Raw genomic sequence first — 23,558 nt, 5'->3', positions numbered from 1 at the left:
CCTCATCGGGGCGGGGCGGGGCGACCAATGGCACAGACTTTCATGACGACCGACACCAGTCGCAACACTGCGCTGGCCGACGCGTTCACCAGGGTCAGGGACCATACGGAAGCGTTAAGCGCCGCTCTGTCGCCGGAGGATCAGGTGATCCAGTCGATGGCCGATACGAGCCCTGCCAAATGGCACCGCGCGCACACGACCTGGTTCTTCGAGCAGTTCGTGCTCAACCCACAATCACCGGGCTATGTGCCCTACGACCCGAGCTTCAGCTTCCTGTTCAACTCGTATTATGAAGCTGTCGGGGCCCGGCATCCGCGCGCGACCCGCGGCCTCGTCACCCGGCCGAACGCATCCGAGGTCGCCCGCTACCGTGCGCATGTCGACGATGCGATGCGGACGTTGCTCGCCGATCCCGACACTGCGGACCGGCTGGACGAACTGGTCACGCTCGGGCTGCATCACGAACAGCAGCACCAGGAACTGCTAGTCACCGACATGCTGCATGCCTTCGCACAGAATCCATTGGCCTGGATCAACGGGGGTCTCGCGGTGCTGCCGGGCTGGGAGCCGTTGCCGAACGCGGCCGGTCCGACCCGCTTCCTCGAGCGTGTCGGTGGCCTGGTGGGCATCGGCCATACCGGCGACGGCTTCGGTTTCGACAACGAGTTCCCGCGTCATCACCAGGTGCTGCATCCGCACGCGCTGGCCAACCGGCTGGTGCGGAACTCGGAGTGGCTCGAATTCATGCACGACGGCGGCTACCGGACGTCGAAGCTGTGGATGTCCGATGGCTGGGAACAGGCAAAGCGCGATGCCCTGGATGCGCCGATGCATTGGCGCCCGGACGGGGAGGGCGGCTGGCTGACCGTATCGCCGGCGGGGCTGGCGCCGGTCGATCCGTCGCAACCGGTCCGGCATGTGAGCTGGTACGAGGCCGACGCCTTTGCGCGCTGGGCCGATGCCAGGCTGCCCACCGAGTGCGAACTTGAGGCGGCATCCGATGAGTTGCCGGAGTTCTTCGGTCATGTCTGGCAATGGACCAACAGCGCCTACCTGGCCTATCCGCGGTTCCGGGCACAGGAAGGGGCGATCGGCGAATACAACGGCAAGTTCATGATCAACCAGATGGTGCTGCGTGGCAGTTCCTCGGCCACTCCGCCCGGGCACCATCGCGCCAGCTACCGCAACTTCTTCCAGCCCGAGAAGAGATGGCAGGTCACCGGGCTGCGTCTGGCACGCGACCTTTAGGCCATTATTCGCCGATTGCCGCGGCCTGACACAGGGAATCGCCTGCATGCTCGACGACATCACACAGCCTTTGCCCGGCCCGGGTGTCTCGGTCCTGGACGAGATCCTTTCCGGCCTCGGCAGCCGGCAGAAAACCCTGCCCGCCAAGCTCTTCTACGACGAGGCCGGTTGCGACCTGTTCAACCGGATCACCCAGCTTCCCGAGTATTACGTGACACGCGCCGAAGTGGCGTTGCTCGACCGGCATGCCGGCGAGATCGCGGCCCATGCGCCGCGATCCTCCAGCGGAGGCGCTACCCTGGTCGAATACGGCGCATCCGACGAGAGCAAGGGCGTCCGGCTACTTGACGCGGAGGGCTCGCGTTTTGAAGCTTACGTACCGATCGACATCGCACCCGGCGCGCTGGCCGCGATTGCGGTCCGCATGCAGGCAAGCCATCCCCGCCTGACCCTGGCACCCGTCGTTGCCGACTTCCTGCAGCCCCTGGTGCTGCCGGCTAGCGTTGCGGCGTTCCCGGCGATGGGTTTCTTTCCCGGCTCGACGATCGGCAACTTCAGGCCGGACATGGTGGTCCGCTTCCTCGAACAGGCCCGGCAGACCCTTTCGGTCGAACAACGGTCCTGCTTCGTCATCGGCACCGATCTGCGCAAGCATCCGGCGCGCCTGATCCCGGCCTACGACGATGCACAGGGCGTAACCGCAGCGTTCAATCGCAACATCCTCAACCACGTTAACCGCGTCGCAGAGGCCGACTTCAAGCCGGACGCATTTGCTCATCGCGCGATCTGGAACGAGCAGGATGGGCGGATCGAGATGCACCTGCAGAGCCTGACGGCGCAGACGGTGCGGCTGGCGGGCCGCACGATCCGTTTCTCGTCCGGCGAAACCATCCACACCGAGGATAGCTACAAGCACACCCGCGAAGGCTTCATCAGCCTGGCCGCCAGGGCCGGGTGGCGCTCAGACGCGTTCTGGACCGATCCGGACAGGCTGTTCGGGATGCATCTGCTTCTCGGCTGACGCGAGGCTTTCCCAGCCCGACTGCTTGCTGGCCAGCACTTCGGCTTTGCGGATTTCGGGCATGGCATCGAGATACCGGCCGACCTGCTCTCCGAGGCCGGCGGCGATCTTTCCCTGCAGGTGCGCATCCCGCGCTGCCTCGTCGCCGAAGAAATCGACGATCGCGAAGCTGTTCGGCCCGATCCTCAGGGCGTACCAGGCGAGCGTGCCGGCTTCCGCATCGGCCAGCGCTTTTGCAGCGACGAGGAACTCCCCGAAATCGCGTCCCTGGCCGAGCCTGGTCTCGATCGGGACATAGAGCGCCAGCTTCGCCTGCGTGGTGCCGTTCGCCAGCTTGGCGGCGACGATCTCGGACGACGACATGTCCGGCAGGCCGTTGAGGCTGGTGAAGCTCTTGAACACCAGGCTGCGCCCGATCTCGCCCGCCATATGCTTGAGCCGGCCGAGCTGGCCATCGAAGGTGTCGAAGATCGCAAAATTTCGGTCGTCGAATCGAAGCGCGTACCAGTCGCGCGTGTCGGGCTCGTTCCTGGCGGTGTCCAGGGCGGCTTTCAGGAAGTCGACGGTCTCGGCCTCGCTGCCGGACTTCGCTTCGATCTCCACGAACAAGGCCTTGGGCATGGTCATATTCTCCTGTCGCGACGTCGTGTCCGCTGTAAAGAGCCGCAGCATCGACGCGGTTTCATCGAGCGATTCGGCCAAATCGGCAGGGAGGCAGCATTGGACGCGCATCTGGTTGAGGTGACCCGCGGCGGGCGCGTGGAATCGTCGCACATGGGCAGCGCCGTCGTGGTGGATGCCGATGGCGTGATCCTGTTCCGGGCCGGCGATATCGAGGCGCCGGTGTTCACGCGGTCCGCCGTCAAGGCCCTGCTCGCCCTGCCGCTGGTGGAGACCGGTGCCGCGGATCGTCTCGGCCTGTCCGATGCCGAACTGGCCCTGGCCTGCGCATCGCATGTCGGCGAGCCCGTCCACGCACGCACCGCCGCCTCGATGCTGCGCAAGGCGGGCCAGGACCCGGATTGTCTCGAATGCGGCATCCACTGGCCGACCAGCCGGGCCGGGCAGCGGGCATTGTTCGAGGCCGGGCAGGAGCCGTCCGCGCTGCACAACAACTGCTCGGGCAAGCATGCCGGGTTCGTCTGCCTCGCCTGCGACAACGGCGATACACTGTTGGGCTACGTGCGTCCGGAGCATGCAGTCATGCGCCAGGTCACGGAAGCGGCCGCGCATATGACCGGCGCCCGCATGGACGAGAACAACCGCGCGATCGACGGCTGCTCGATCCCGACCTACGCAATCCCGTTGCGGGCATTGGCGCTCGGCTTCGCACGCTTCGGCAGCGGCACGGGCCAGCATCCCGATCGTGCCGAAGCAGCAACCCGACTGCGCCGGGCGGTCGCGGCCAACCCGGTCCTGGTCGCCGGCGAAGGTCGTTTCGATACGCGACTGATGCAGGCGTTCGGCCTGTCGGTGTTCAGCAAGATGGGAGCGGAGGGCATCCACGTCGTGTCGCTGCCGGAGCAGGGCCTGGGGATCGCGGTCAAATGCGCGGACGGTGCAGCCCGCGCCGCCGAGGTCGCGATCGCGGCGCTGGTCGCGCGGCATGTCGATGCGACGCCGGCGCAGCATGCAGTGCTGGATGCCTGCATGCGTCCGGTCCTGCGCAACTGGAACGGCATCGAGGTCGGCGCATTGCGTCCGACGTCCGGTTTCGTTCATGGCAAACGAACGTAGGCCGATCTCAACCCCTGGGTGTCGATGACGGGGTGTGACCGTTGCCGATTGCCCAGACGACGCATAGGGGAATCATCTGCTCGACTTCCGGGCTGTTCCGGGATGCCACGCGTGTCGGCATCTTCGGCTAGCTGGGCGAACGCATCCTGGCTGTAGCGCCGCGTCGTGCGGCATGCGGCAATGATCCCGCATGTCGCACGGGACGCATCAGCCGCGCATGCCGGAGGCCTGGGTCGTATCCTGCGACGAGGCGACGATGCCGCGTCCGTAGGTGAAATAGAGCGCCCCGCCGGTCATGACGAAGGCGCCGACGGCGTTGCCGATCGTCACCGGGATCTCGTTCCAAACCCACCAGTCCACCATCGTCACATGCGCACCGAACATCATGCCGACCGGAATGGCGAACATGTTGACCACGCTATGTTCGAAGCCCTGGCTCACGAAGATGAAGATCGGCAGCCACGCGCCGAGGATCTTTCCGAACGTCGAGGTCGAGGCGAGGCCCATCACCGAGCCGAGGCTGACCATCCAGTTGCACAGGATCGCCTTGACGAACACGGTGAGCATCCCGGCCATGCCGAACGCCTCGTAGGCGGTGGTCTTGGTGACCGCGAGGGCACGCAGCTTGTCGCCGATCGCCCCGCCGGTGGTGTTGCCGGCATCGGTCGCGGCGATCCAGAACAGCACCGCGTACAGCAGGCTGCCGAGCAGGTTGCCGAGAAACACCAGGCCCCAGTTGCGGAGCATGGCACCCCAGCCGATGCGGCCCGCGAACAGGGCGGTCGGCAACACGCCGAGATTGCCGGTCAGCAGTTCCATGCCGAGCACCACGATGAGTGCGAACCCGGCCGGGAACAGCAGGGCGCCGACGATGAACTGGCCGGTCTGTGCCGCGACCAGGAAGGCCATCGAGGTTACGAACGCCAGGTAGGCGCCGGCGAGGATGGCGCGGACCAGCAGGTCGGCCGCCGGCAGCCGGGCCTTGATGACGCCGGACTCGATCATGCTGCCCACGATCTGGGCGGGTTTGACGTAATCGGACAAGGTGTCGATCCTTGGTTGAGAGAGGAGTGATCGGGCCCTGGTTCAGTCGCCGTCGGGCCGGCCGCGCATGCGCTTGGTGTCCGATCGCTGCGACTTGCCTTCCAGGCGGCGTTCCTTGGAGCCTCGTGTCGGTCTGGTCGGCCTGCGTTTCGGGGGAGGCGGCAGGGCAGCTTCGCGTATCAACGCGAACAGACGTTCCTGGGCGTCTACACGGTTACGTTCACGCGTGCGATGACGTTGCGCAGTGATGACGATAACACCATCGTTGGTCAGTCGCTGCCCGGCGAGCTGTTCGAGCCGCGCCCGGACCGGGTCGGGCAGGTTCTGCGACCGCCGTGCATCGAAGCGAAGCTGGACCGCGGTCTCGACCTTCTGGATGTTCTGGCCGCCGGCGCCGGAGGACCGCATGAACGTTTCATGCAGCTCGTCCTCGTTCAGGGCGATCCGCGCGGTAACCGGGATCAGGGCGATGATGTCGGCTCCTTGATGATCCGCGGCGGAAGCTGACCTATTGTGCCGCCGGCGACCAACCGAGGCAATCGGCCGCGGCCTGCCGCAGGAGAACCAGATGATCGAGCGATATCGTGCGTCGGCGAGGATCGGGCCCAGGGCGGTGTTGATGACGCTGGCCGTGATCGGGTCTCTTGCGCCCATCCGACTCAGCCACGCCCAGTCCCAGTCCCAGTCCCAGTCCCAGTCCCAGCCCCCACTTCAGCCGACGATGAACGAGGCCGGATGCGACAGCTTCGCGCGGCTGCACCGCTATGCCGAGGCATCGAAAGCGCTGTGCGAGGAGGGGCGGCAGGTGAAGCCCGGGCCGATGACGGCGCAGATCCTGGCACAGTGCCGCGCGCTGCAGGGCGACCGCTTCGACCGGAAGCCGATCAACGACATGATGGACAATCTCGACAAGCAGATCAGCAGCCAGGGCATCGGCAATGCCTGCCAGGCCGCCAGCGCCCAGGCCTGGAACCTGATCAGTCAGTAGTCACCCGTCTCCTGTCGGACTGTTCCGAAACGCGCAGGGGGCTGCAGCAGGGCGGCCGTCGGCAGCCCGTCGAGCATCGAGGCCAGGGTCGCCACCAGCGCCCGCCCGCTCAGCGGTTTCTCGCAGCGCGGATAGCTCCGGTATCGCGCCTCGACGATGTCGCAATGGTAGCCGGTGGTGAAGATGAACGGGATCGCCCGCCCGATCAACGCGTCGGCAATCGGGTACGATCGCTCGCCGTGCAGGTCGACATCGAGCAATGCGATGTCGATCACCAGGCCGGGCCTGCTGGCCATCGCCAGGGCTTCGGTGGCCCAGCCGATCGGCCCGATGACGTCGGCACCGACGTCCTGGAGCAGTTCAGAGAGGGCATCGCCGATCAGGAAGTCATCCTCGACCACCAGCACCCGGCGGTTCTGCAGGCATCCTGAAGAGCCGATCGATGCTTCAGCCATGTTGATCCTTCAGGGGCATGACGATCCGGCACGAAACCCCTTCGTCGCCGAACAGGAACCTTGTATCGGCGCGAAGCGCGAACGACAGCGCCCGCTCGATCAGCTGCCGGCCGTAGCCGCGCCGCTCGATAATTTCCGGCAGGATCGTGACGCCGGTTTCGATCCAGTCCAGCACCAGGTAGGGCCCTCCGGCCTGCTCGTCGCTGATCGACCATGTGACAGCCAACCGGCCGGTCTCGACCTTCAAGGCTCCGTGTTTCAACGCGTTGGTCGCGAGTTCGTGCAGGGCCAGCGCAAAAGTTTGTACTTGCTCCAGTCGCAGCGTCACCGGTGGGCCGGTGACGGTGATCCGATCGTCGTCGGCGACATGAGCCTGGAGCTCGAGCCGGACGATGTCGCCCAGGTCGACATCCTCGTTGGTCGCCTTGCTGATGAGGCTCTGCACCCGGCCGAGTGCCGATAGCCGGTGCATGTAGCTTTCCATGCTGCCGCCCTTGCCCAGCGTCTGCACCGCGATCGCCTGCACCATCGCCAGCAGGTTTCGGGTCCGGTGCTGCAGCTCGGCTATCAGCACCGCCTGTCGCGTCTCGGCGCGTGCCAGCGTGGTGATGTCGACGAACGTCACCACGACGCCTTCGACGCTCTGGTAGAGGTCGCGATAGGCCGACAGCCGCATCAGGTAGTTGCCGGTGCCGCCATCCTGGTCCACCCGGTGCTCGATCGCCTTTCCGTCCCGGAGCACCGAGGAGAGGTCGTCGATGAAGCCCGGCAAATGGACCCGGCTGGCGAGATCGGTGATCGGCCTGCCGCGGTCGCCCGGCAGGATGTTGAACATCCGCGTCACCGACGGGGTGAAGCTGCGGATCACCAGCTTGGAGTCGAGGAACACCGTGGCCAAGTCGGCGCTGTCGAACAGGTTCTGCAGGTCGCTGTTGGCGAGGTCCAGCGCATCGATCTTCCCGGTGAGCTGGGCATTGACCGTGTGGAGCTCCTCGTTGAGCGACTGCAGCTCTTCCTTCGAGGCTTCCAGTTCCTCGTTGCTGGACTGGACCTCCTCGTTGACCGAGACGAGTTCCTCGTTCGAGGATTTGAGCTCCTCGATCGCGGTCTCGTATTCCTCGATCATCGATTGCAGCCGCTCGCGGGTGTCGCGCAGTTCCCGCTCGAGCTGGATCGCAGCACCGTCGTCGAGCGGACCCAGGCCACCGAACGCATCTTCCCAGGTCTGGGTCGGGCCCTCGTCCTCGAACAGGATCAGGAAAAGCGGGTCGGTATCGGCCCGGTCGCGCAGTGGATCGACGGTCAGGGTGACGCGCTGGACCCGACCGTCATCGCCTTCGACCGCGAGCCGTTCGCGCCTGATCGAGCGCGATGTCTCCACCGCCTCGCGGAACGCCGCATACAGGTCGAGCCGCAGGCCCTTGCGCGCCATGGTCAGGATCTGCCGGGTCGGCTGGCCGGCCGCCGCCTCAAGGTACTTGCCCGTGCGGGCCGAGTAGAACACGACGTCGCCGTCGCGGTTGACCACGACATGCGCCGGCGAGAACCGCTCGAGCACCTGCGCCTCGACCGCCTGGCGCAGCGCCATGCTGCCCGATGCTCCGGCACGCGCCGCGATCTCGCCGCCCCGGCCGACCCAGCGCGGCGTGGTGATTGCCAGTGGCAGGCGGACCGCGCCGGATCCGCCGGCGCGGCTGCGGAAAATCCGCTGCTTCTTGTCCACCGAGCCGAACATGTCGGCGTAGTGGCCGATGTTTTCCGAGGTCCCGAGGAACAGGTAGCCGCCCGGGCGCAACGCGTAATGGAAGGTCGGCAGAACCTGGTTCTGGACCTCGACACCGAAATAGATCAGCAGGTTGCGGCAGGAGATCAGGTCGATCTGCGAGAACGGCGGATCCCGGATCACGCTGTGCGGCGAGAACACGCATAGGTCGCGCACCGACTTGTTCAGCAGGTAGCTGCTGCCGTCGAGCACGAAGAACTTCGCCTTCCGCTCGCCGGATACGTTGTCCAGCAGGGCTGCCGGATAGCGCGCCGCACGGGCGATGGTCAGCGCGTGCTCATCTATGTCGGTCGCGAACAGCTGCACACGCGGCGCGACGGTCAGTGTCTCCAGGTGTTCGCACACCAGGATCGCCAGCGAAAACACTTCCTCGCCGGTGGAACAGCCCGGCACCCAGAGGCGCACGGTGTCGTCGTCGCTGCGTCCCTCGAACAGCTTCGGGATCACCTGCTCGGCCAGCGCCTCGAACGCCTCGCCGTCGCGGAAGAAGTTGGTGACGTTGATCAGCAGGTCGCGGAACAGCGCGGCGACCTCCTGCGGATCACGGCGCAGGCGCTCGAGGTAGCTCTCGATCGCATCGAGCTGCACGATCTGCATGCGGCGCTGTACACGCCGGGCGAACGTCTTGATCTTGTAGCCGGCGAAATCGTGGCCCATTTCGCTACGCAGCACGGCGTAGATCTCGTGTCTCGCATCCTCGAGCAGCGCCTCCTCGCCATGAAGCGAGCGTGGCTCGACACCGCCGGGATTGCCGACGCTTCGGGCGAAGTGCGCGAGCTTGGCGCCCATCTCCTCGACCGGGATCGCGAAGTCGATCATGCCGGTCGAGATGGCGCTTTCCGGCATGCTCGGATGCTGTGGTCCGGTGCCGTCGGCGATCTGGGCCAGGGTGAGACCGCCGCGTTCCTTGATCGCCTTGATCCCGATGGTGCCGTCGCCATCCCCGCCGGACAGGACGATACCCGCGGCCAGTTCGTTATGATCGATCGCCAGAGCACTGAAAAACACGTCGATCGGCTTGCGCTCGCGATGCGTGTTGTCCTGCCGGGTCACCGAGAGGCGTCCGTTCCTGATGCCGAGGATGGCGTCTGCGGGAAGCACGTGTACGCTGTCGATCTCGATATCCGCGCCATCGACCGCGACGCGGACGTCGAGGCTGGTGTAGCGGGCGATGATCTCGTGCAGAACGCTGCCGCGCTGCGGATTGAGGTGGGTGACGATCACCATCGCGAAGCCGGGGCGCTCCGGAATACCTCGGAACAACCCTTCCAGTGCCTCGATGCCGCCGGCCGAGGCGCCCACGCCGACGATCGGAAATGCCGGGCCGGACGAACCATCTCCGGGATCATCTGCGAACAGCGGCTGCCCGGCACCCGGGATGATGTCGGGTGTCATGATACGATGCCTGTCACTTGGGCCGGCGTTTGCTGGACATGCCTGCTCCTGGTGGAGCGGGTATGCAGGGTCGAAGCACGAGACGTTCGAATGCGGATGGCCATTCCAGCTGTCAGCGTCCACCTCGGATGACGTAAATCGACGATCGTGAGCCCGTGCCGCACGCACTACGTCAGCGTGGGGGTTGGCCCTCGCGACATGATCACATTAGCATCATTAGGGCACATCAGTGCCAAGGTCACCACTACGTGATGCGGCCTTGCTCGCTGCTCTTGGCCGAGGGATGGCCTACGAGTGTCTCCACCAGTTTGACCAACTCGCTCGGAAGATAAGGCTTCCTGAGCAGCTTGTACCCGAGCTCGGTTTGCCACGCCGCCTGCAATGCTTCGGGTCGACCCGATGCGATCACGACTGGTATTCCCGGGATTGCGAGCCGAAGCTGTGCCGCCACCTTCGAACCGTCCGCATCTCCCGGCATATGGAAGTCGGTGATCAGGATCGAGAACTTCCGCGGCGGATGTTTGATCAGTTCAACTGCGCGATCACCGTTCTCGACGTCGACGACGTCATAGCCAGCATCCTGCAGACATTCAGACATGATTTCCCTGATCAGGAATTCGTCTTCAACCAGCAGCACGCACACAAATCTTGTCCTTATAGATTTTATCTGTGTGCTTAGCGTCGGATGAACGGCGTCGTTTCATTGGACTGAGATAATCAAGCAGCTACGAGCTCTACCGCGGTGAGGACGTTCAATGCCAGCCAACTTCATGGGGCGCATCACGATTGCGTTGCAGATCGCCAGCCTGACAGGACTGACGACTCTTTAACGGCAGCGGCCGGCACTGACCGCATCCGCCGCGGAGGCGGCGGATGCGAAACGCGCTAGGAAGCGCGCTTGCGCGACGAGTTGAGCTTGGGCGCGGTGCGTCGGCGATCGGCGGGAGCAGCAGAACTGCGACGCGGCGGCGCGCCCTTGTTGTAGGCTTCCTTGTTGTAGCCCGGGCCGGACGCATCGCGCTGCGGACGCGGAGACGTGCCGGTGGTCGGTGCCGACGACGCCGAGATGGTGACCTCGTCATCGTCGGTCGCGGCGATGCAGGCAGTGAAGCGCTCGGCCATCGACTGGGTGATCTCGAAGCGGGTCTCGCCGTCGAAGATCTTGATCGAGCCGATATCGCGCTTGGTCACGCCACCGAGACGGCAGATCAGCGGCACCAGCCACTTCGGATCGGCCTTGTCCTGGCGACCGATCGGCATCCCGAACCAGACGCTCGGCTCGTTCGAGCGGTCGTCGTTCGAGCGCTCCGGACGCGGGCGATCGTCGTTCGAGCGTTCGGGACGTGGACGGTCATCGCCGGATCGGTCGGCTCTCGGAGCACGCGCCGGGCGCTCGGCACGCTCATAGCGCTCGTTGGAGCCATGCACGGCCTGGGGCCGGCGCTCCGGTCCGACCGACATCGCGCGGATTTCTTCCGGATCGGGCAGGTTGGCGCGATACAGCCGAACCAGCGCCGCGGCGATTTCCTCGGGGCTGCGTCCGGCCAGGAGGGCCTGTCCGAGCGCCTGGTCCTCGGGGGTGAACTCCTCGGTCAGGATCGGGTCGGCCAGCAAGCGCTCGCCGTCGCGGGTGCGGATCTCGTCGGCGGTCGGAGCGCCGCTCCAATGGGCCTGCACGCGCGCGCCGGCCAGCAGCTGCTCGGCCTTGCGACGGCGGATCGCCGGCACCACCAGGACGCAGGTGCCCTTGCGCCCGGCGCGGCCGGTGCGGCCACTCCGGTGCAGCAACGTGGCGCTGTCGCTCGGCAAGGCGGCATGGATGACCAGCCCGAGGTCGGGCAGGTCGATGCCGCGGGCCGCAACGTCGGTCGCGACACAAACCCGGGCGCCGCCGCTGCGCAGCGCATCAAGGGCGCGGGTCCGTTCGGCCTGGCTGAGTTCGCCGGACAGGGCGACGGCGGAGAAACCACGCTCCTGCAGGCTGCTCTGCATGTGGCGAACCATGTCGCGGGTGGAACAGAACACCATCGCGGTCGGGCTCTCGAACCAGCGCAGTACGTTCACGACCGCATGCTCGGCCTCGTTCGGAGCCGCGAGCACGGCGCGGTAGTCGATGTCGGCGTGCTGGCGGGTGCCGGACACGGTATCGATGCGCATCGCGTCGCGCTGATACTTGCGTGCGAGAGTGGCGATCTCCCGGGCGATGGTGGCCGAGAACAGCAGCGTGCGCCGATCGGTCGGCGTGGCGCTCAGGATTTGCTCGAGCTCGTCCTTGAAGCCGAGGTCCAGCATCTCGTCGGCCTCGTCGAGCACGACGACGCGCAGCGATCCGGTGTTGAGGCGGCCGCGTGACAGATGGTCGCAGAGGCGGCCGGGCGTTCCGACGACGATGTGGCAACCGCCTTCAAGCGCGCGGGCCTCGCGGCGCACGTCCATGCCGCCGATGCATGCGACGATCCGTGCGCCGGCGTCGGCGTAGAGCCATGCCAGTTCCTTATGAACCTGCATCGCCAGCTCGCGCGTCGGGGCAATCACCAGGGCGAGCGGCGCGGTGGCGCGCGGCAACCGGTCGGCATCGCCCATGAGGGTCGGGGCGGCAGCCAGGCCATAGGCGACGGTCTTGCCGGAACCGGTCTGTGCAGAGACGAGCAGATCGCGCCCCTCCGTCTCCGGTTGCAGCACAGCGAGCTGGACCGGTGTCGGCTCCTCATAGCCGCGCGCGAGCAGGGCGCTGGCGAGGGTAGGGTGGGTCGCGGGAAAAGGCATACAGGGCAATCCATCAGGACGCGCGGCCGACCGCCCCGCAGAACAAGCGGTTCGGGAGAGGGCGGATGCGATCGGGTTGAAGGAGCGCACATAAAGAGCCCTGGCTCGAATAGCCAGGAAAACCGACTTGCGAGTGGAGCATGGCCCCATCCCGCCAGCGCTCGCGATGGGCTCAGAGCCCGGTTTCAGTGTCGTCCGATGGCCTGGCTCGGCCTACTGGGCCGTCATTCAGCCGCCGGAGCTTCGAGCCAGCGATCGATCGCATGTTGTGCCGTATGGACTGCAACCTTGAAGGAGCCACGCATGCCCTCGCTGCGCGCGGTACCGCGCTCGGCCCCGGCTTCCGGACCGTTGTCCGGGTAAATGATCCAGGCCCGGCCTCGATCGTTTTCCGGTCCGACCACGTAACGACATTCCCGGTATGTCAGAATCTGTTGCATCGCCCCGCCATTCGTAGCACCGCCGCGACGCCTTGCCGCGATGGATCATTGCCGCGAGAACTGGCCTATCCGATGTTTCCCGATGGGTCTGTTCACAAGTTGCTGCAACGATGCTGGGACGCGTTCACATTTTTGATCGCGGCGTCGCGGCAATGGGAGCGAGCAGGGCGGCTGCAGCCGGATTGCTGCCGATCGAGTGCGGATAATGCGGGCTCGGCAGCACCGGATGCGCCTGCTCGAAGGCATAGCCCAGTGCGAGCAGCCGGGCTTCCGACCAGGCGCTGCCGATGAACGACATCCCGACCGGCAGCCCCGAGATCAGACCCATCGGGACGGTCAGGTGTGGCAGGCCGGCAACAGCCGGCAGCATGCTGGCGCTGCCGCCATCATGGTCGCCGTCTATCGTATCGACGGTCCAGGCCGGACCGCCGGTCGGCGCCACCAGCGCGTCCAGGTGGTCGGCGGCGAGCAGCCGGTCGATGCCCTCGGGCCCGGCCAGCCGGCGCGCCGTGTCGCGGGCGGTGCGGTAGGCCGGGTCGTCGAGCCCTTGTGTCGCTTCGGCCTTGATGAACAGCTCCTGCCCGAACAGGCCGAGCTCGCGGTCGCGATGCGCCTCGTTGAAGGCGATCAGCTCGGCCAGGGTCCGCGACCGGACGGCGGGCGGTGTGGTCGCCAGGTAGGCGTTGAGGCCGGCCTTCAGCTCAGTGAGCAGCACGGTCAGCTCGAAGCCGGAGATGGTGTCCAGCCCGGGGAAATCCTTGATCTCGACGAGGGTGGCCCCGGCCGCCCGCATCCTGTCGAGAGACTGGTCGAACAACGCGTCGAGCTCGGAATGATAGCCGGCGGCAAAGCGCATCACCCCGATCCGGCTGCCCTTGAGGGCATGCGCGTCCAGTGCGGCCATGTAGTCGGTACGATGCGCATCGGCGGCGAGGGTCACCGCATCGTCGGGATCGCTGCCGGCGATCACCGTGAGCAGGCGCGCGGCATCCGTCACCGTGCGGGTCATCGGCCCGGCGGTGTCCTGGCTCGATGAGATCGGGATGATGTGGGTGCGCGACACCAGCCCGACGGTCGGTTTCAGGCCGACCAGGCCGTTGACGTTGGCCGGGCAGGTGACCGAGCCATCGGTCTCGGTGCCGATCGCCATCGGCGCCAGCGATGCCGCCACCGCCACGCCGCTGCCGGAGGAGGAACCGCACGGCGAGCGATCCAACGAATAGGGGTTGCGGGTCAGGCCGCCGACACCGCTCCAGCCGCTGATCGAGCGGTTGCCGCGCATGTTCGCCCATTCGGACAGGTTGGTCTTGCCGAGGATGACGGCACCCGCCTCGCGCAGCCGCCGGACCAGCGGTGCATCGCGGCCGGTGACGTTCTCCGTCAAAGCCAGCGAGCCCGCGGTCGTGGGCAACGGACCGGCAACGTCGATATTATCCTTGATGAGGATCGGAACACCTTCAAGCGGACGCGGCGCGCGGGTGCTTCGCCGCAGGTCGCTGTCACGGGCTTCGGCCAGCGCATCCGGATTGATCGCCAGGACCGAATGCAGCGTCGGACCGGCTGCGTCGACGGCCTTGATCCGTGCGAGATACAGGCTCACCAGATGTTCGGACGTGACGTGGCCGGCTGCGAGGTCGGCCTCGATCCGGGTGACTGTGCGGCCCTGGACCTCGTAGTGTGGTTCAGCCGACATCGCGAAATGTCCTCCCATGACGGTGAAGCACCACGCGCCGAGCAGACGGCAGCAACGTGATCTCACTTCGTCGCCCGAACCGGGCCCGGATGGGCGGCGGCCCAGGCGTTCATCTGCGCGATCTCGCGCTCCTGCGCGCCGATGATCTCGTGCGCCAGGCGGCGCAATTCCGGATCCTTGCCGTAGCGCAGTTCCACCTTCGCCATGTCGATCGCGCCGGAATGGTGCGGCGTCATCATGGCAACGAAATCATGGTCGGCATTACCGGTCGTCGGCGCGGTCTGCATGTCGTGCTGCATCCGGGCCATTCCCGCCTCCATGGCATGGTCGGCTGCGCTGTCCGGGTGCGGAGCCGTCATCGCCATGCCGCCCGGTGCCGGCAGGTCGGCGGCGAACGTGGCCGGGACCATCATTCCGCACATCAACGAGAGGGCGGCTGCGAGGCGAAGCGGATGCGGCATGAATTGGTTCCTGGTCCAGTCGTGCCGGCAGTGTCCCGGCACTGCGTCCCAGCCGCAAGGTCCACCCTCTATCCCGCAGGCAGCACCTTGCCCGGGTTGAGGATGCCGTCCGGGTCGAGCGCATGCTTGACCGCGCGCATCACGGCCAGCCCCTCGCCATGTTCCAGCGCCATGAAGCCGAGCTTGCCATGGCCGATCCCGTGCTCGCCGGTGCAGGTCCCCTCCATCGCCAGGGCGCGCCGGACCAGCCGGTCGTTGAACCGGGCCGCCGCCTCGAGTTCGGCATCCGAGGTCGGGTCGAGCGGCAGCAGGCAGTGGAAGTTGCCGTCGCCGACATGGCCGACGATGGCGCCGCGGAACGGCAGCTCCTGCATGTCGGCAGTGGTGTCGACGATGCATTCGGCGAGGCGCGAGATCGGCACGCACACGTCGGTGGTCCAGCTCCGGCTTCCCGGCCGTGTCGCGTTCACCGCCCAAAGCGCCTCGTGCCGAGCCTTCCACAACCGGGCCCGATCCTCCGCACGCGTCGCCCAGTGCAGTTCGCCGGCGCCGTGACTGGCGATGGCATCCCGCACCGTGGCGACCTGCGCCGCGACCTCGGCCTCGCTGCCGTGGAACTCCAGGAACAGGGTCGGCGCCAGCGCATTGTCGAGGCTGGAATAGCGGTTCACCGCGTCGATCGCCGCCGCATCCAGGAACTCGATCCGTGCCAGTGGCACCGCAAGCTGGATCAGCCCGATCACGCATTCGACCGCCGCCTGAACGCTGGGAAACGTGCACACCGCCGAGGCGATGCTCTCGGGGATCGGGAACAGCCTGACGGTCAGCTCGGTGATGATGCCGAGCGTGCCTTCCGAACCGATCAGCAGGCGGGTCAGGTCGTAGCCGGCGGCGGATTTGCGGGCCCGGCCGCCGGTGCGCACCACCCGCCCGTCCGCCATGACCGCCACCAGGGACAGCACCACGTCGCGGATGGTGCCGTAGCGCACGGCATTGGTGCCGGACGCGCGGGTCGCCGCCATGCCGCCGATCGTCGCCGGGGCGCCGGGATCGACCGAGAAGAACAGGCCGACATCGCGCAAGTGGGTATTGAGCTGCTCACGGGTGACGCCGGCCTCGATGCTGCAGTCGCCATCCTCGGGACGCACGTCGATGATCCGGGTCATGCGCGACAGGTCGAGGCTGATGCCGCCTGCCATCGCGGCGACATGGCCCTCGAGCGACGTGCCGGCGCCGAACGGCACCACCGGCACGCGATGCTGCGCGCACAGCCGCATGAGCTCGGCGACTTCGGCGGTGCTCTCGGCGAACACGACCGCGTCGGGCGGCACTCCCGGATGCCAGCTTTCCTCGTGCCCGTGCCGATCCAGTTCCGCGGCGGTCCGGGTCAGCCGGTCGCCGAACCGGGCCTGCAGCGCCGACCACAGCTCCGGCGGCAGTGGTCGCCGGTCGAGTTGCAGGCCCGCCTGCGTGTGCATCTGGGCTGCCATCACGCTCTGGTCCATCGCAGGTCCTTTCAAGTCGTCGCGCCAGACTAGACGATCCTCTATAGGAGCGGCCATGCAAGTCGCTTTCAACAAGATGCACGGCGCCGGGAACGATTTCATCGTGCTGGACGAGCGCGCCGGGTCGCTCGGACTGACGCCGGCGATGATCGCCCGGCTTGCCGACCGGCATACCGGGATCGGCTGCGACCAGCTCGTCCTGATCGCCGCACCCGACCATGGCTCGGACGACGTCCGGGTGCGGTTCTTCAACCCCGACGGCAGCGAGTCCGGCGCCTGCGGCAACGCCACCCGCTGCGTGGCGTCGTTGCTGGCCGGGCAGGGCGCCGGACCGGACTTTCGCATCCGAACCGATGGCGGCCTGCTCGCGGCCCGCGTTCTCGAGGACGGGCTGATCGAGGTCGATATGGGCCGGCCGGGCCTGGACTGGCGCGACATCCCGCTGGCACGCGAGGCCGACACGCTGCACCTGCCGCTCCTCCACGACCCGGCCGGCTGCTCGATGGGCAACCCGCACGCCACTTTCTTCGACCACCCGGCCGACCCGGCGGCAGTGGGCCCGCTGCTGGAGGCCGCCCCGCTGTTCGCCGAGCGTGCCAATATCGGCTTCGCCCGCATCCTGTCGCGCGAGCGCATCAGCCTGCGGGTCTGGGAACGCGGCACCGGCCTGACCCTGGCCTGCGGATCAGGCGCCTGCGCCGCCGTGGTCAACGCCGTGCGTCGCGGCGTGACCGAGCGCCGTGTCGCCGTCGAGATGGAGGGCGGTGTGCTCGGCATCGAATGGACCGGGGATGGACGCATCCTGATGACCGGGCCGGCGGTGATCTCCTTCACCGGACTGGTCGAGCTGGACGATTACCGATGAGCACGCCCCCGGAACTCCTGACCTTCGGCTGCCGGCTGAACACCTACGAGAGCGAGGTGATGCGCAGCCACGCCGGCGGCCTCGACGACGTCATTATCGTCAACACCTGCGCGGTCACCTCCGAGGCCGAACGCCAGGCGCGGCAGGCGATCCGGCGCGCGCATCGCGATCGTCCCGATGCCCGCATCGTCGTCACCGGCTGCGCGGCGCAGCTCGATCCGGCTCCCTGGAGCCTGCTGCCCGGCGTGGTCCGCGTGCTCGGCAACGAGGACAAGCTGCAGGCCGCAAGTTGGACCGAGGCGGCGCTCGGTTCCGGCAATGCGGTGTCCGACATCATGGCGGCACGCGAGACGGCGGCGCACCTGGTCACCGAGTTCGTCGGGCGCAGTCGCGCCTTCGTCCAGGTACAGCAGGGCTGCGACCATCGCTGCACCTTCTGCATCATTCCGTTCGGCCGTGGTCCGTCGCGCTCGGTGCCGATCGGCGCGGTTGTCGAGCAGGTGCGGGCGCTGGTGCGCTCCGGCTACCGCGAAGTCGTGCTGACCGGGGTCGACATCACCTCCTACGGTGGCGACCTGCCTGGCAGGCCAGCGCTGGGCCAGCTCGCCCGCCGGTTGCTGGCGCTGGTGCCGGAGCTGGAGCGGCTGCGGCTCTCCTCGCTCGATCCGGTCGAGATCGACGCCGACCTCTGGCTGCTGATCGAGCACGAGGAACGGCTGATGCCGCATCTGCATCTGTCTTTGCAGGCGGGCTCGGACCTGGTGCTCAAGCGGATGAAGCGCCGGCATCTGACCGACGACGCGGCGCGCGTGGTGGATAAGGCGCGGAGGCTGCGTCCGGGGATCGGCTTCGGCGCCGACCTCATCGCCGGCTTCCCGACCGAGGACGATGCGCTGTTCGAGGAGACGCTCGGCTTCGTCCGTACACACGCGCTGCCGTATCTGCATGTGTTCCCTTATAGCGAGCGCCCCGGTACCCCGGCGGCGCGCATGCCGGCGGTTCCGGTTCCGGTGCGCCGCGAGCGCGCGGGCCGGCTCCGCGAGGCCGGCGCGGCGAACGCCGAGGCGTTCCACCAGGGTTTCGCCGGGCGGGAGTTGCGCGTGCTGCTGGAAACACCAACTGGCGGCCATTCGGAACATTTCGCGCCGGTGCGGTTCGAGCAGCCTGCCGGCGAGCCCGGTCAGGTGATCGCGGCGCGGGCGATAGCGCCGTCGGCCAAGGTGCTGATGGCGGAAAGGATCTAGATCGATGGCGATGGGTTTCTTCAACCGGCTCAAGGAAGGCCTGTCGCGCAGCACGCAGAAGCTTGGCAGCAACCTCACCGCGGTGTTCGCCAAGCGGGAGCTGGACGAGGAGGCGCTGGGCGAGCTCGAGGAGCTGCTGGTCGCGGCCGATCTCGGGCCCGCTGTCGCGGGTCGCATCATCGACGAATTCCGCCGCACCCGGTTCGGCCGCGAAGTGACCGACGAGGAGGTGCGCGTGGCCCTGTCGGCGGAAATCGCCCGTGTGCTCGAGCCGGTGGCGATCCCGTTCGTGCCGAACCCCGCGCTGAAGCCGCATGTCGTGCTGGTGGTCGGCGTCAACGGCACCGGCAAGACCACCACCATCGGCAAGATGGCGCTGCAGTTCGGCCGCCAGGGGGTGAAGACCATCCTGGTCGCCGGCGACACGTTCCGGGCCGCCGCCGTCGAGCAGTTGCAGATCTGGGGCGAGCGCGTCGGTGCGCCGGTGATTTCCGGACCACCGAACGCCGATGCCGCCGGCCTGGCGTTCGAGGCGCTCAAGAAGGCGCGCGCCGAGAATGCCGACCTGCTGCTGATCGACACCGCCGGCCGGCTGCACAACAAGGGCGCGCTGATGGAGGAACTCGCCAAGATCATCCGCGTGCTGCGCAAGTTCGACGAGACCGCGCCGCACTCGGTGATTTTGGTGCTGGACGCGACCACCGGCCAGAACGCGATCGAGCAGGTGCGCGTGTTCAAGGAACTGGTCGCCGTGACCGGACTGGTCGTCACCAAGCTCGACGGCAGCGCCCGCGGCGGCATCGTCGTCGCGCTGGCGGAAACGTTTGGCCTGCCCTTGCACGCGGTCGGCGTCGGCGAAACAGCGGAGGATCTGCGTCCATTCTCGGCCAACGAATTCGCCCGCGGCCTGGTCGGCGATTCCGTCAAGCTCGTCGGCGGCTGACGCACCGAAGACCCTCTTACTGTTGTCCGCAACAGGTGCGGAGACCGTTCGAGAATGCGCTAGGCCGAGTGAGAGCTCCTTCTTCGGGAGCGCACGAGAGCCGCGTCGGCTCGCCGGCCTAGTAGCATTATCGATGGGTCTCCAGGCGTGCGGTGAAGAAGAGGCGCGGAAACCTCAGCAGGACGGTTCCATCGCTGGCTGACGGGACGATACGGGCGATCGCCGTTTCGTAGCGGGCCAGGAAGGCGGCCTGCTCGTCTTCGTCGAGCGGTTGCAGGAATGGCCTGAGCCCGGTGCTTTTGAACCAGCCGACGATATCGGCTGCCCCGCCCGCCAGCGCGTGATGATAGGTCGTGCGCCAGACATCGACCTGGGTGCCGAGGCCGCGAAGGGTTTCGAGATACCATTCCGCGCTATGCAGGCTGTCGCGCGCTTTCGAAGCGTCGGCCAGCTTCACCGCCCACCTTGCGTCAAGCGCAGTTTCGCGCATCAGGCGATGCGCCGGCTCGTCGAGATTGTCCGGCATCTGCACGGCCAGCATGCCGCCGGGCGCAAGCTGGTCGACAAGCACCGACAGCAGCGCAGCATGATTGGGCAGCCACTGCAACGACGCGTTGGCGAACATCAGGTCGAACCGTCCGTCCGCATCGTGTCGTTCGCCGATATCCCTGACCTCGAAACGAATGTCCGGGCGACGCTTGGCTGCGGCGTCGATCATGTCCGGCGAACTGTCGATCCCGGTCACCGTCGCATTTGGAAAGCGGGCGGCCAGCAGTTCGGTCGAGTTGCCGGGCCCGCAGCCAAGATCGATGATGCTGGCGGGATCGCCGGTGAGTTGCGACAGCAGATCGCGGACCGGGCGGTTACGCTCGGCCTCGAATTTCGAATAGTCCGGCGCCGACCACGTCATCCCGGCGAGCCCTGACTATGCTGCATCGTCGCCATCATACCGGCAGAAGGCGATCGACCGCAGCCATGACGCCCCTGAGCTCGGCCAGGCCCTTCATCCGGCCGATGCAGGAATAACCCGGGTTGACGGCCTTGCCGATGTCGTCGAGCAGCAGATGGCCGTGGTCCGGACGCATCGGGATCGGGGCCATGTCGCCGGCCTGGGCGCGGCGCCGCTCCTCGCGGGTGAGGCTGGAGACCAGCCCGACCATGTCGACGTCGCCGCCCAGATGATCGGACTCCATGAACGAACCATCTGCGTCGCGCACGACATTGCGCAGGTGCGCGAAGTGGATGCGGGGACCGAATTCGTTCGCGAGTGCCACCGGGTCGTTGTCTACGCGTGATGCGTAGGAGCCGGCACAAAGCGTAAGACCGTTGGCGACATGGTCGACCGCATCGAGGATGAATCGCGCGTCCGCAGCCGTCGAGACGATCCGCGGCAGTCCGAACAACGAGAATGGTGGATCGTCCGGGTGGATGGCCAGCTTCACGCCGACATCCTCGGCCACCGGAACCACTTCTTCGAGGAACGCAACGAGGTTGCGGCGCATGTCGTCCGGGGTGATGCCGGCAAACGCCGCGATGCTGGCCCGGATGCCGTCCCGCGTGTGGCTGTCCTCGCCACCGGGCAGGCCGGCGATGATGGTCCGTTCGAGCGTCGCGATGCGGGCATCGTCCATCGCCGAGATCCGTCGTTGGGCCTCGTCGAGCAGGGGGGCGGCATAGTCCTGTCCGGCATCGGGCCGTTCGAGAACATGGACGTCGTACGCCACGAAGTCGGCCATGTCGAAGCGGAGGGCCAGCCCGCCGGCCTTGGTCGGATGGCGAAGATCCGTCCGTGTCCAGTCGACCACCGGCATGAAATTGTAGCAGACCACCGGTACCCCGGCGCGACCGAGATTGGCCAGGCTGTCCTTCCACGCATCGATGGAGCGGCGGCTCGATCCGCTACCCAGCTTGATCGATGCATGCACCGGGATCGACTCGCACACCGACCAGTCGAATCCCGCCGCCTTCAGCAGGCCGATCCGCTGCTCGATGTCGGACACGCTCCAGGCGCGACCGTCATAGATGTGGTGCAGCGCGGTCACGATGCCCTCGACCCCGGCTTGCCTTGCATCGCTCAGGGTCACCGGATCATCCGGTCCGAACCAGCGCCACGTCTGAAGCATGTCGATCTCTTTTTATGGGACAACATATGCCGATCGGAGGGGAGAGCAATTGGTTTGTCCCGTTTGACGATCATATTGTCCCATAACATACTTGTCCGGGATCGCGATGGCTGCTAGTCAAGATGGCATGATGCACACCGGCGACCATCCCTAATGAGCCAGGCGAGCGAACAGGCTGTCGAGCGGGAGCCGGCCTCGGCCGTGGACGTTGCCGTCGCGCGGATACGCAAATTGATCAAGGCGCGGAAGCTCGGCATCGGTGATGTTCTCCCCTCCGAGGCCGAACTCGCACTGATGTTCGCGACCGGCCGCAACACCATCCGCGAGGCGGTCCGGACCCTGAAGGCATACGGTGTGGTGGAGTCCCGACAGAAGGTCGGCGCGATCATCACCGACGGCCGGCAGGTTGCGATGACCGACCTGTTCGCCTTCGCCATGGATATCTCGGCCGACAGCTTCCAGGACATCCAGGGTTTTCGCAGGCTGACCGAGATGAATCTCGGGGAGACCCTGATCGACCGGATCACCGATGCCGAGCTCGATGCGATGGCCGAGATCAACGGCATGATGGAAGCCAGCCAGGATGTCGACCGTGCGTCCGAGTTCGATTTCCGCTTTCATCAGGCCCTGGTGGACGCTGCAGGAAATCGGACCCTGTCCGAGATCTACGCAATGCTGAGGCCGGTGATCCGCCGCCTGATGAAAACCGGAAAATCGCGGCGCGATGCGCTGCATGCGGCAGCCGGCGATCACCGGGATATTCTCGATGCGCTGCGCCACAAGGACCGGATCGCCTACACCCACTACATGAACAGGCATCTCCAGTCCGGCCTGGAGTATCTCGGCGACCCGCCGGACGACGCAACCCAAGCCTGAACCAGGGACCAGGATGAACGACTTCACGAACAAGATCGCACTGGTGACCGGCACGAGCGGCATCGGGCGTGCGGTGGCCCTCCGCCTGGCGCGGGGTGGCGCCGATGTCGTCGCACTCGGCATCGATGACGCGCATAACGACGCGCTGGCAGCGGCGGCGGCGGCCTCCGGCTTGTCGCTCGTCACCCGGCGCACCGACGTTTCGGAACCGGCCGAGGTGCAGGCGGCGGTCGAGGCCACGGTCCAGCGTTTCGGGGGCCTCGACATCATCGTCAATTCCGCCGCCGTTCATCCGTACGGCGATGCGGTCTCGACGTCGCCCGAGTTGTTCATGCAGTGCCTGAAAGTGAATGTCGGCTCGATCCACCTGACCGCGCATTTCGGCGTGCCGATCATGCGCACCCGCGGTGGTGGCGTGATCATCAACATGGCGAGCGTGCAGGGCTTCAACTGCCAGCCTGGTGTCGAAGCCTACGTCGCGTCGAAAGGCGCGATCCACGCACTCACCCGTGCCATGGCGTTGGACTACGCGCGTGAACGCATCAGGGTGATTTCCATCAGCCCCGGCTCGGTGCGCACGCCCATACTGGAACTCGCGGCCCGCACCTTCAACGGACCCGACGCGGATATCGATTCGGTGTTCGCACGCTTCGGCGACGCCCACCCGATCGGGCGGATCGGCGAGCCGGAAGAGGTCGCCGAACTCGCCGCCTTCCTTGCTTCCGACAAGGCCGGCTTCATCACCGGTTCCGATCACCGGATCGATGGGGGACTAACCGCCGCCAACGCCGTCCACTGAGAGACCGTCTGATAATGCGCTGTGCCGGCGATCCGACGCGGCTCTCGTGCGCTCCGGTGCTCACGGCCAGGAGGCCGCTCCGCTCCGGTGCTCCGATACCCACGACGGGCGCTCCCGTAGAGGGAGCTCTCACTCGGCACAACGCATTCTCAGACGGTCTCGGCAATTGATG

General features: G+C 66.7%; 22 protein-coding genes. 9 read left to right on the top strand and 13 right to left on the bottom strand.

The window, feature by feature from the left end:
- Positions 1–27 precede the first annotated feature (27 nt).
- Both egtB and egtD read left to right on the top strand, forming a co-directional pair.
- Positions 28–1,248: an ergothioneine biosynthesis protein EgtB gene (gene egtB / locus HN018_RS15225; RefSeq protein WP_171833260.1), complete on the top strand. Its 1,221-nt coding sequence runs from the start codon at positions 28–30 to the stop codon at positions 1,246–1,248.
- A 46-nt stretch (positions 1,249–1,294) separates the two neighbouring features.
- Positions 1,295–2,269 (top strand): L-histidine N(alpha)-methyltransferase, encoded by a 975-nt coding sequence (egtD, locus tag HN018_RS15220; RefSeq protein WP_171833261.1) that lies wholly within the window; start codon positions 1,295–1,297, stop codon positions 2,267–2,269.
- Here the strand turns inward: egtD and HN018_RS15215 are convergent.
- A complete protein-coding gene (locus HN018_RS15215; RefSeq protein ID WP_239478718.1) occupies positions 2,210–2,890 on the bottom strand; it encodes a putative quinol monooxygenase in 681 nt (226 codons plus the stop codon). The two genes, egtD and HN018_RS15215, sit on opposite strands and share 60 nt — an antisense overlap.
- Positions 2,891–2,989: 99 nt before the next feature.
- Here HN018_RS15215 and HN018_RS15210 point away from each other — a divergent pair, with 99 nt between their 5' ends.
- Positions 2,990–4,006 carry an asparaginase gene (locus tag HN018_RS15210; protein ID WP_239478717.1) on the top strand — a complete coding sequence of 339 codons (1,017 nt, stop codon included), beginning with the start codon at positions 2,990–2,992 and terminating at the stop codon, positions 4,004–4,006.
- Positions 4,007–4,213: 207 nt separating this feature from the next.
- Here HN018_RS15210 and HN018_RS15205 read toward each other — a convergent pair whose 3' ends face one another.
- Both HN018_RS15205 and arfB read right to left on the bottom strand, forming a co-directional pair.
- The gene (locus HN018_RS15205; RefSeq protein ID WP_239478716.1) at positions 4,214–5,050 is read right to left on the bottom strand and encodes a formate/nitrite transporter family protein; all 837 of its coding nucleotides are present in this window, start codon (positions 5,048–5,050) and stop codon (positions 4,214–4,216) included.
- Between the two features lie 42 nt (positions 5,051–5,092).
- Positions 5,093–5,704, bottom strand: a complete 612-nt coding sequence (gene arfB, locus HN018_RS15200; protein WP_338033979.1) for an alternative ribosome rescue aminoacyl-tRNA hydrolase ArfB — start codon at positions 5,702–5,704, stop codon at positions 5,093–5,095.
- A 67-nt stretch (positions 5,705–5,771) separates the two neighbouring features.
- Between arfB and HN018_RS15195 the strand changes: the two genes are divergently transcribed.
- On the top strand, positions 5,772–6,038 hold the full coding sequence (locus tag HN018_RS15195) for a hypothetical protein (protein ID WP_171833263.1): 267 nt from the start codon (positions 5,772–5,774) through the stop codon (positions 6,036–6,038).
- Here the strand turns inward: HN018_RS15195 and HN018_RS15190 are convergent.
- The 8 genes from HN018_RS15190 to HN018_RS15155 form a co-directional block, all read right to left on the bottom strand.
- Positions 6,032–6,493, bottom strand: a complete 462-nt coding sequence (locus HN018_RS15190; RefSeq protein WP_204259541.1) for a response regulator — start codon at positions 6,491–6,493, stop codon at positions 6,032–6,034. The genes HN018_RS15195 and HN018_RS15190 overlap by 7 nt on opposite strands.
- Entirely contained in the window at positions 6,486–9,671 is a 3,186-nt protein-coding gene (locus HN018_RS15185; RefSeq protein ID WP_171833264.1) for a CheR family methyltransferase, read from the bottom strand. The genes HN018_RS15190 and HN018_RS15185 overlap by 8 nt, the downstream gene beginning before the upstream one ends.
- Positions 9,672–9,915: 244 nt before the next feature.
- Positions 9,916–10,314: a response regulator gene (locus HN018_RS15180; RefSeq protein WP_171833265.1), complete on the bottom strand. Its 399-nt coding sequence runs from the start codon at positions 10,312–10,314 to the stop codon at positions 9,916–9,918.
- Between the two features lie 242 nt (positions 10,315–10,556).
- On the bottom strand, positions 10,557–12,437 hold the full coding sequence (locus HN018_RS15175) for a DEAD/DEAH box helicase (RefSeq protein ID WP_171833266.1): 1,881 nt from the start codon (positions 12,435–12,437) through the stop codon (positions 10,557–10,559).
- A gap of 224 nt (positions 12,438–12,661) precedes the next feature.
- Positions 12,662–12,877 (bottom strand): hypothetical protein, encoded by a 216-nt coding sequence (locus HN018_RS15170; RefSeq protein WP_171833267.1) that lies wholly within the window; start codon positions 12,875–12,877, stop codon positions 12,662–12,664.
- Between the two features lie 124 nt (positions 12,878–13,001).
- Positions 13,002–14,570 carry an amidase gene (locus HN018_RS15165; RefSeq protein WP_171833268.1) on the bottom strand — a complete coding sequence of 523 codons (1,569 nt, stop codon included), beginning with the start codon at positions 14,568–14,570 and terminating at the stop codon, positions 13,002–13,004.
- Between the two features lie 62 nt (positions 14,571–14,632).
- Entirely contained in the window at positions 14,633–15,031 is a 399-nt protein-coding gene (gene copM / locus HN018_RS15160; RefSeq protein WP_171833269.1) for a CopM family metallochaperone, read from the bottom strand.
- Between the two features lie 68 nt (positions 15,032–15,099).
- Complete coding sequence (locus tag HN018_RS15155; protein ID WP_171833550.1) at positions 15,100–16,509, bottom strand: FAD-binding oxidoreductase; 1,410 nt, start codon at positions 16,507–16,509, stop codon at positions 15,100–15,102.
- Between the two features lie 82 nt (positions 16,510–16,591).
- Here HN018_RS15155 and dapF point away from each other — a divergent pair, with 82 nt between their 5' ends.
- From dapF to ftsY, 3 genes are read left to right on the top strand one after another with little or no spacing between them, the layout of a single operon-like run.
- Complete coding sequence (gene dapF / locus HN018_RS15150; RefSeq protein WP_171833270.1) at positions 16,592–17,401, top strand: diaminopimelate epimerase; 810 nt, start codon at positions 16,592–16,594, stop codon at positions 17,399–17,401.
- Positions 17,398–18,645, top strand: coding sequence for a tRNA (N(6)-L-threonylcarbamoyladenosine(37)-C(2))-methylthiotransferase MtaB (gene mtaB / locus HN018_RS15145; RefSeq protein ID WP_171833271.1), 1,248 nt, complete (start codon positions 17,398–17,400; stop codon positions 18,643–18,645). The genes dapF and mtaB overlap by 4 nt, the downstream gene beginning before the upstream one ends.
- Before the next feature lie 4 nt (positions 18,646–18,649).
- Positions 18,650–19,588, top strand: a complete 939-nt coding sequence (gene ftsY, locus HN018_RS15140; protein ID WP_171833272.1) for a signal recognition particle-docking protein FtsY — start codon at positions 18,650–18,652, stop codon at positions 19,586–19,588.
- Positions 19,589–19,715: 127 nt separating this feature from the next.
- Here ftsY and tam read toward each other — a convergent pair whose 3' ends face one another.
- On the bottom strand, positions 19,716–20,498 hold the full coding sequence (gene tam / locus HN018_RS15135) for a trans-aconitate 2-methyltransferase (protein WP_171833273.1): 783 nt from the start codon (positions 20,496–20,498) through the stop codon (positions 19,716–19,718).
- Positions 20,499–20,532: 34 nt separating this feature from the next.
- Complete coding sequence (gene uxuA, locus HN018_RS15130; protein ID WP_171833274.1) at positions 20,533–21,711, bottom strand: mannonate dehydratase; 1,179 nt, start codon at positions 21,709–21,711, stop codon at positions 20,533–20,535.
- Between the two features lie 153 nt (positions 21,712–21,864).
- Between uxuA and HN018_RS15125 the strand changes: the two genes are divergently transcribed.
- Both HN018_RS15125 and HN018_RS15120 read left to right on the top strand, forming a co-directional pair.
- Entirely contained in the window at positions 21,865–22,587 is a 723-nt protein-coding gene (locus HN018_RS15125) for a FadR/GntR family transcriptional regulator (protein WP_171833275.1), read from the top strand.
- 13 nt (positions 22,588–22,600) lie between these two features.
- A complete protein-coding gene (locus HN018_RS15120) occupies positions 22,601–23,386 on the top strand; it encodes an SDR family NAD(P)-dependent oxidoreductase (protein WP_171833276.1) in 786 nt (261 codons plus the stop codon).
- Positions 23,387–23,558 lie beyond the last annotated feature (172 nt).

The sequence above is a fragment of the Lichenicola cladoniae genome (genome assembly GCF_013201075.1).
Classification (GTDB): domain Bacteria; phylum Pseudomonadota; class Alphaproteobacteria; order Acetobacterales; family Acetobacteraceae; genus Lichenicola; species Lichenicola cladoniae.
Note: the sequence above shows the minus strand (reverse complement) of the source record. Positions and strands in the feature narration are given on the sequence as shown.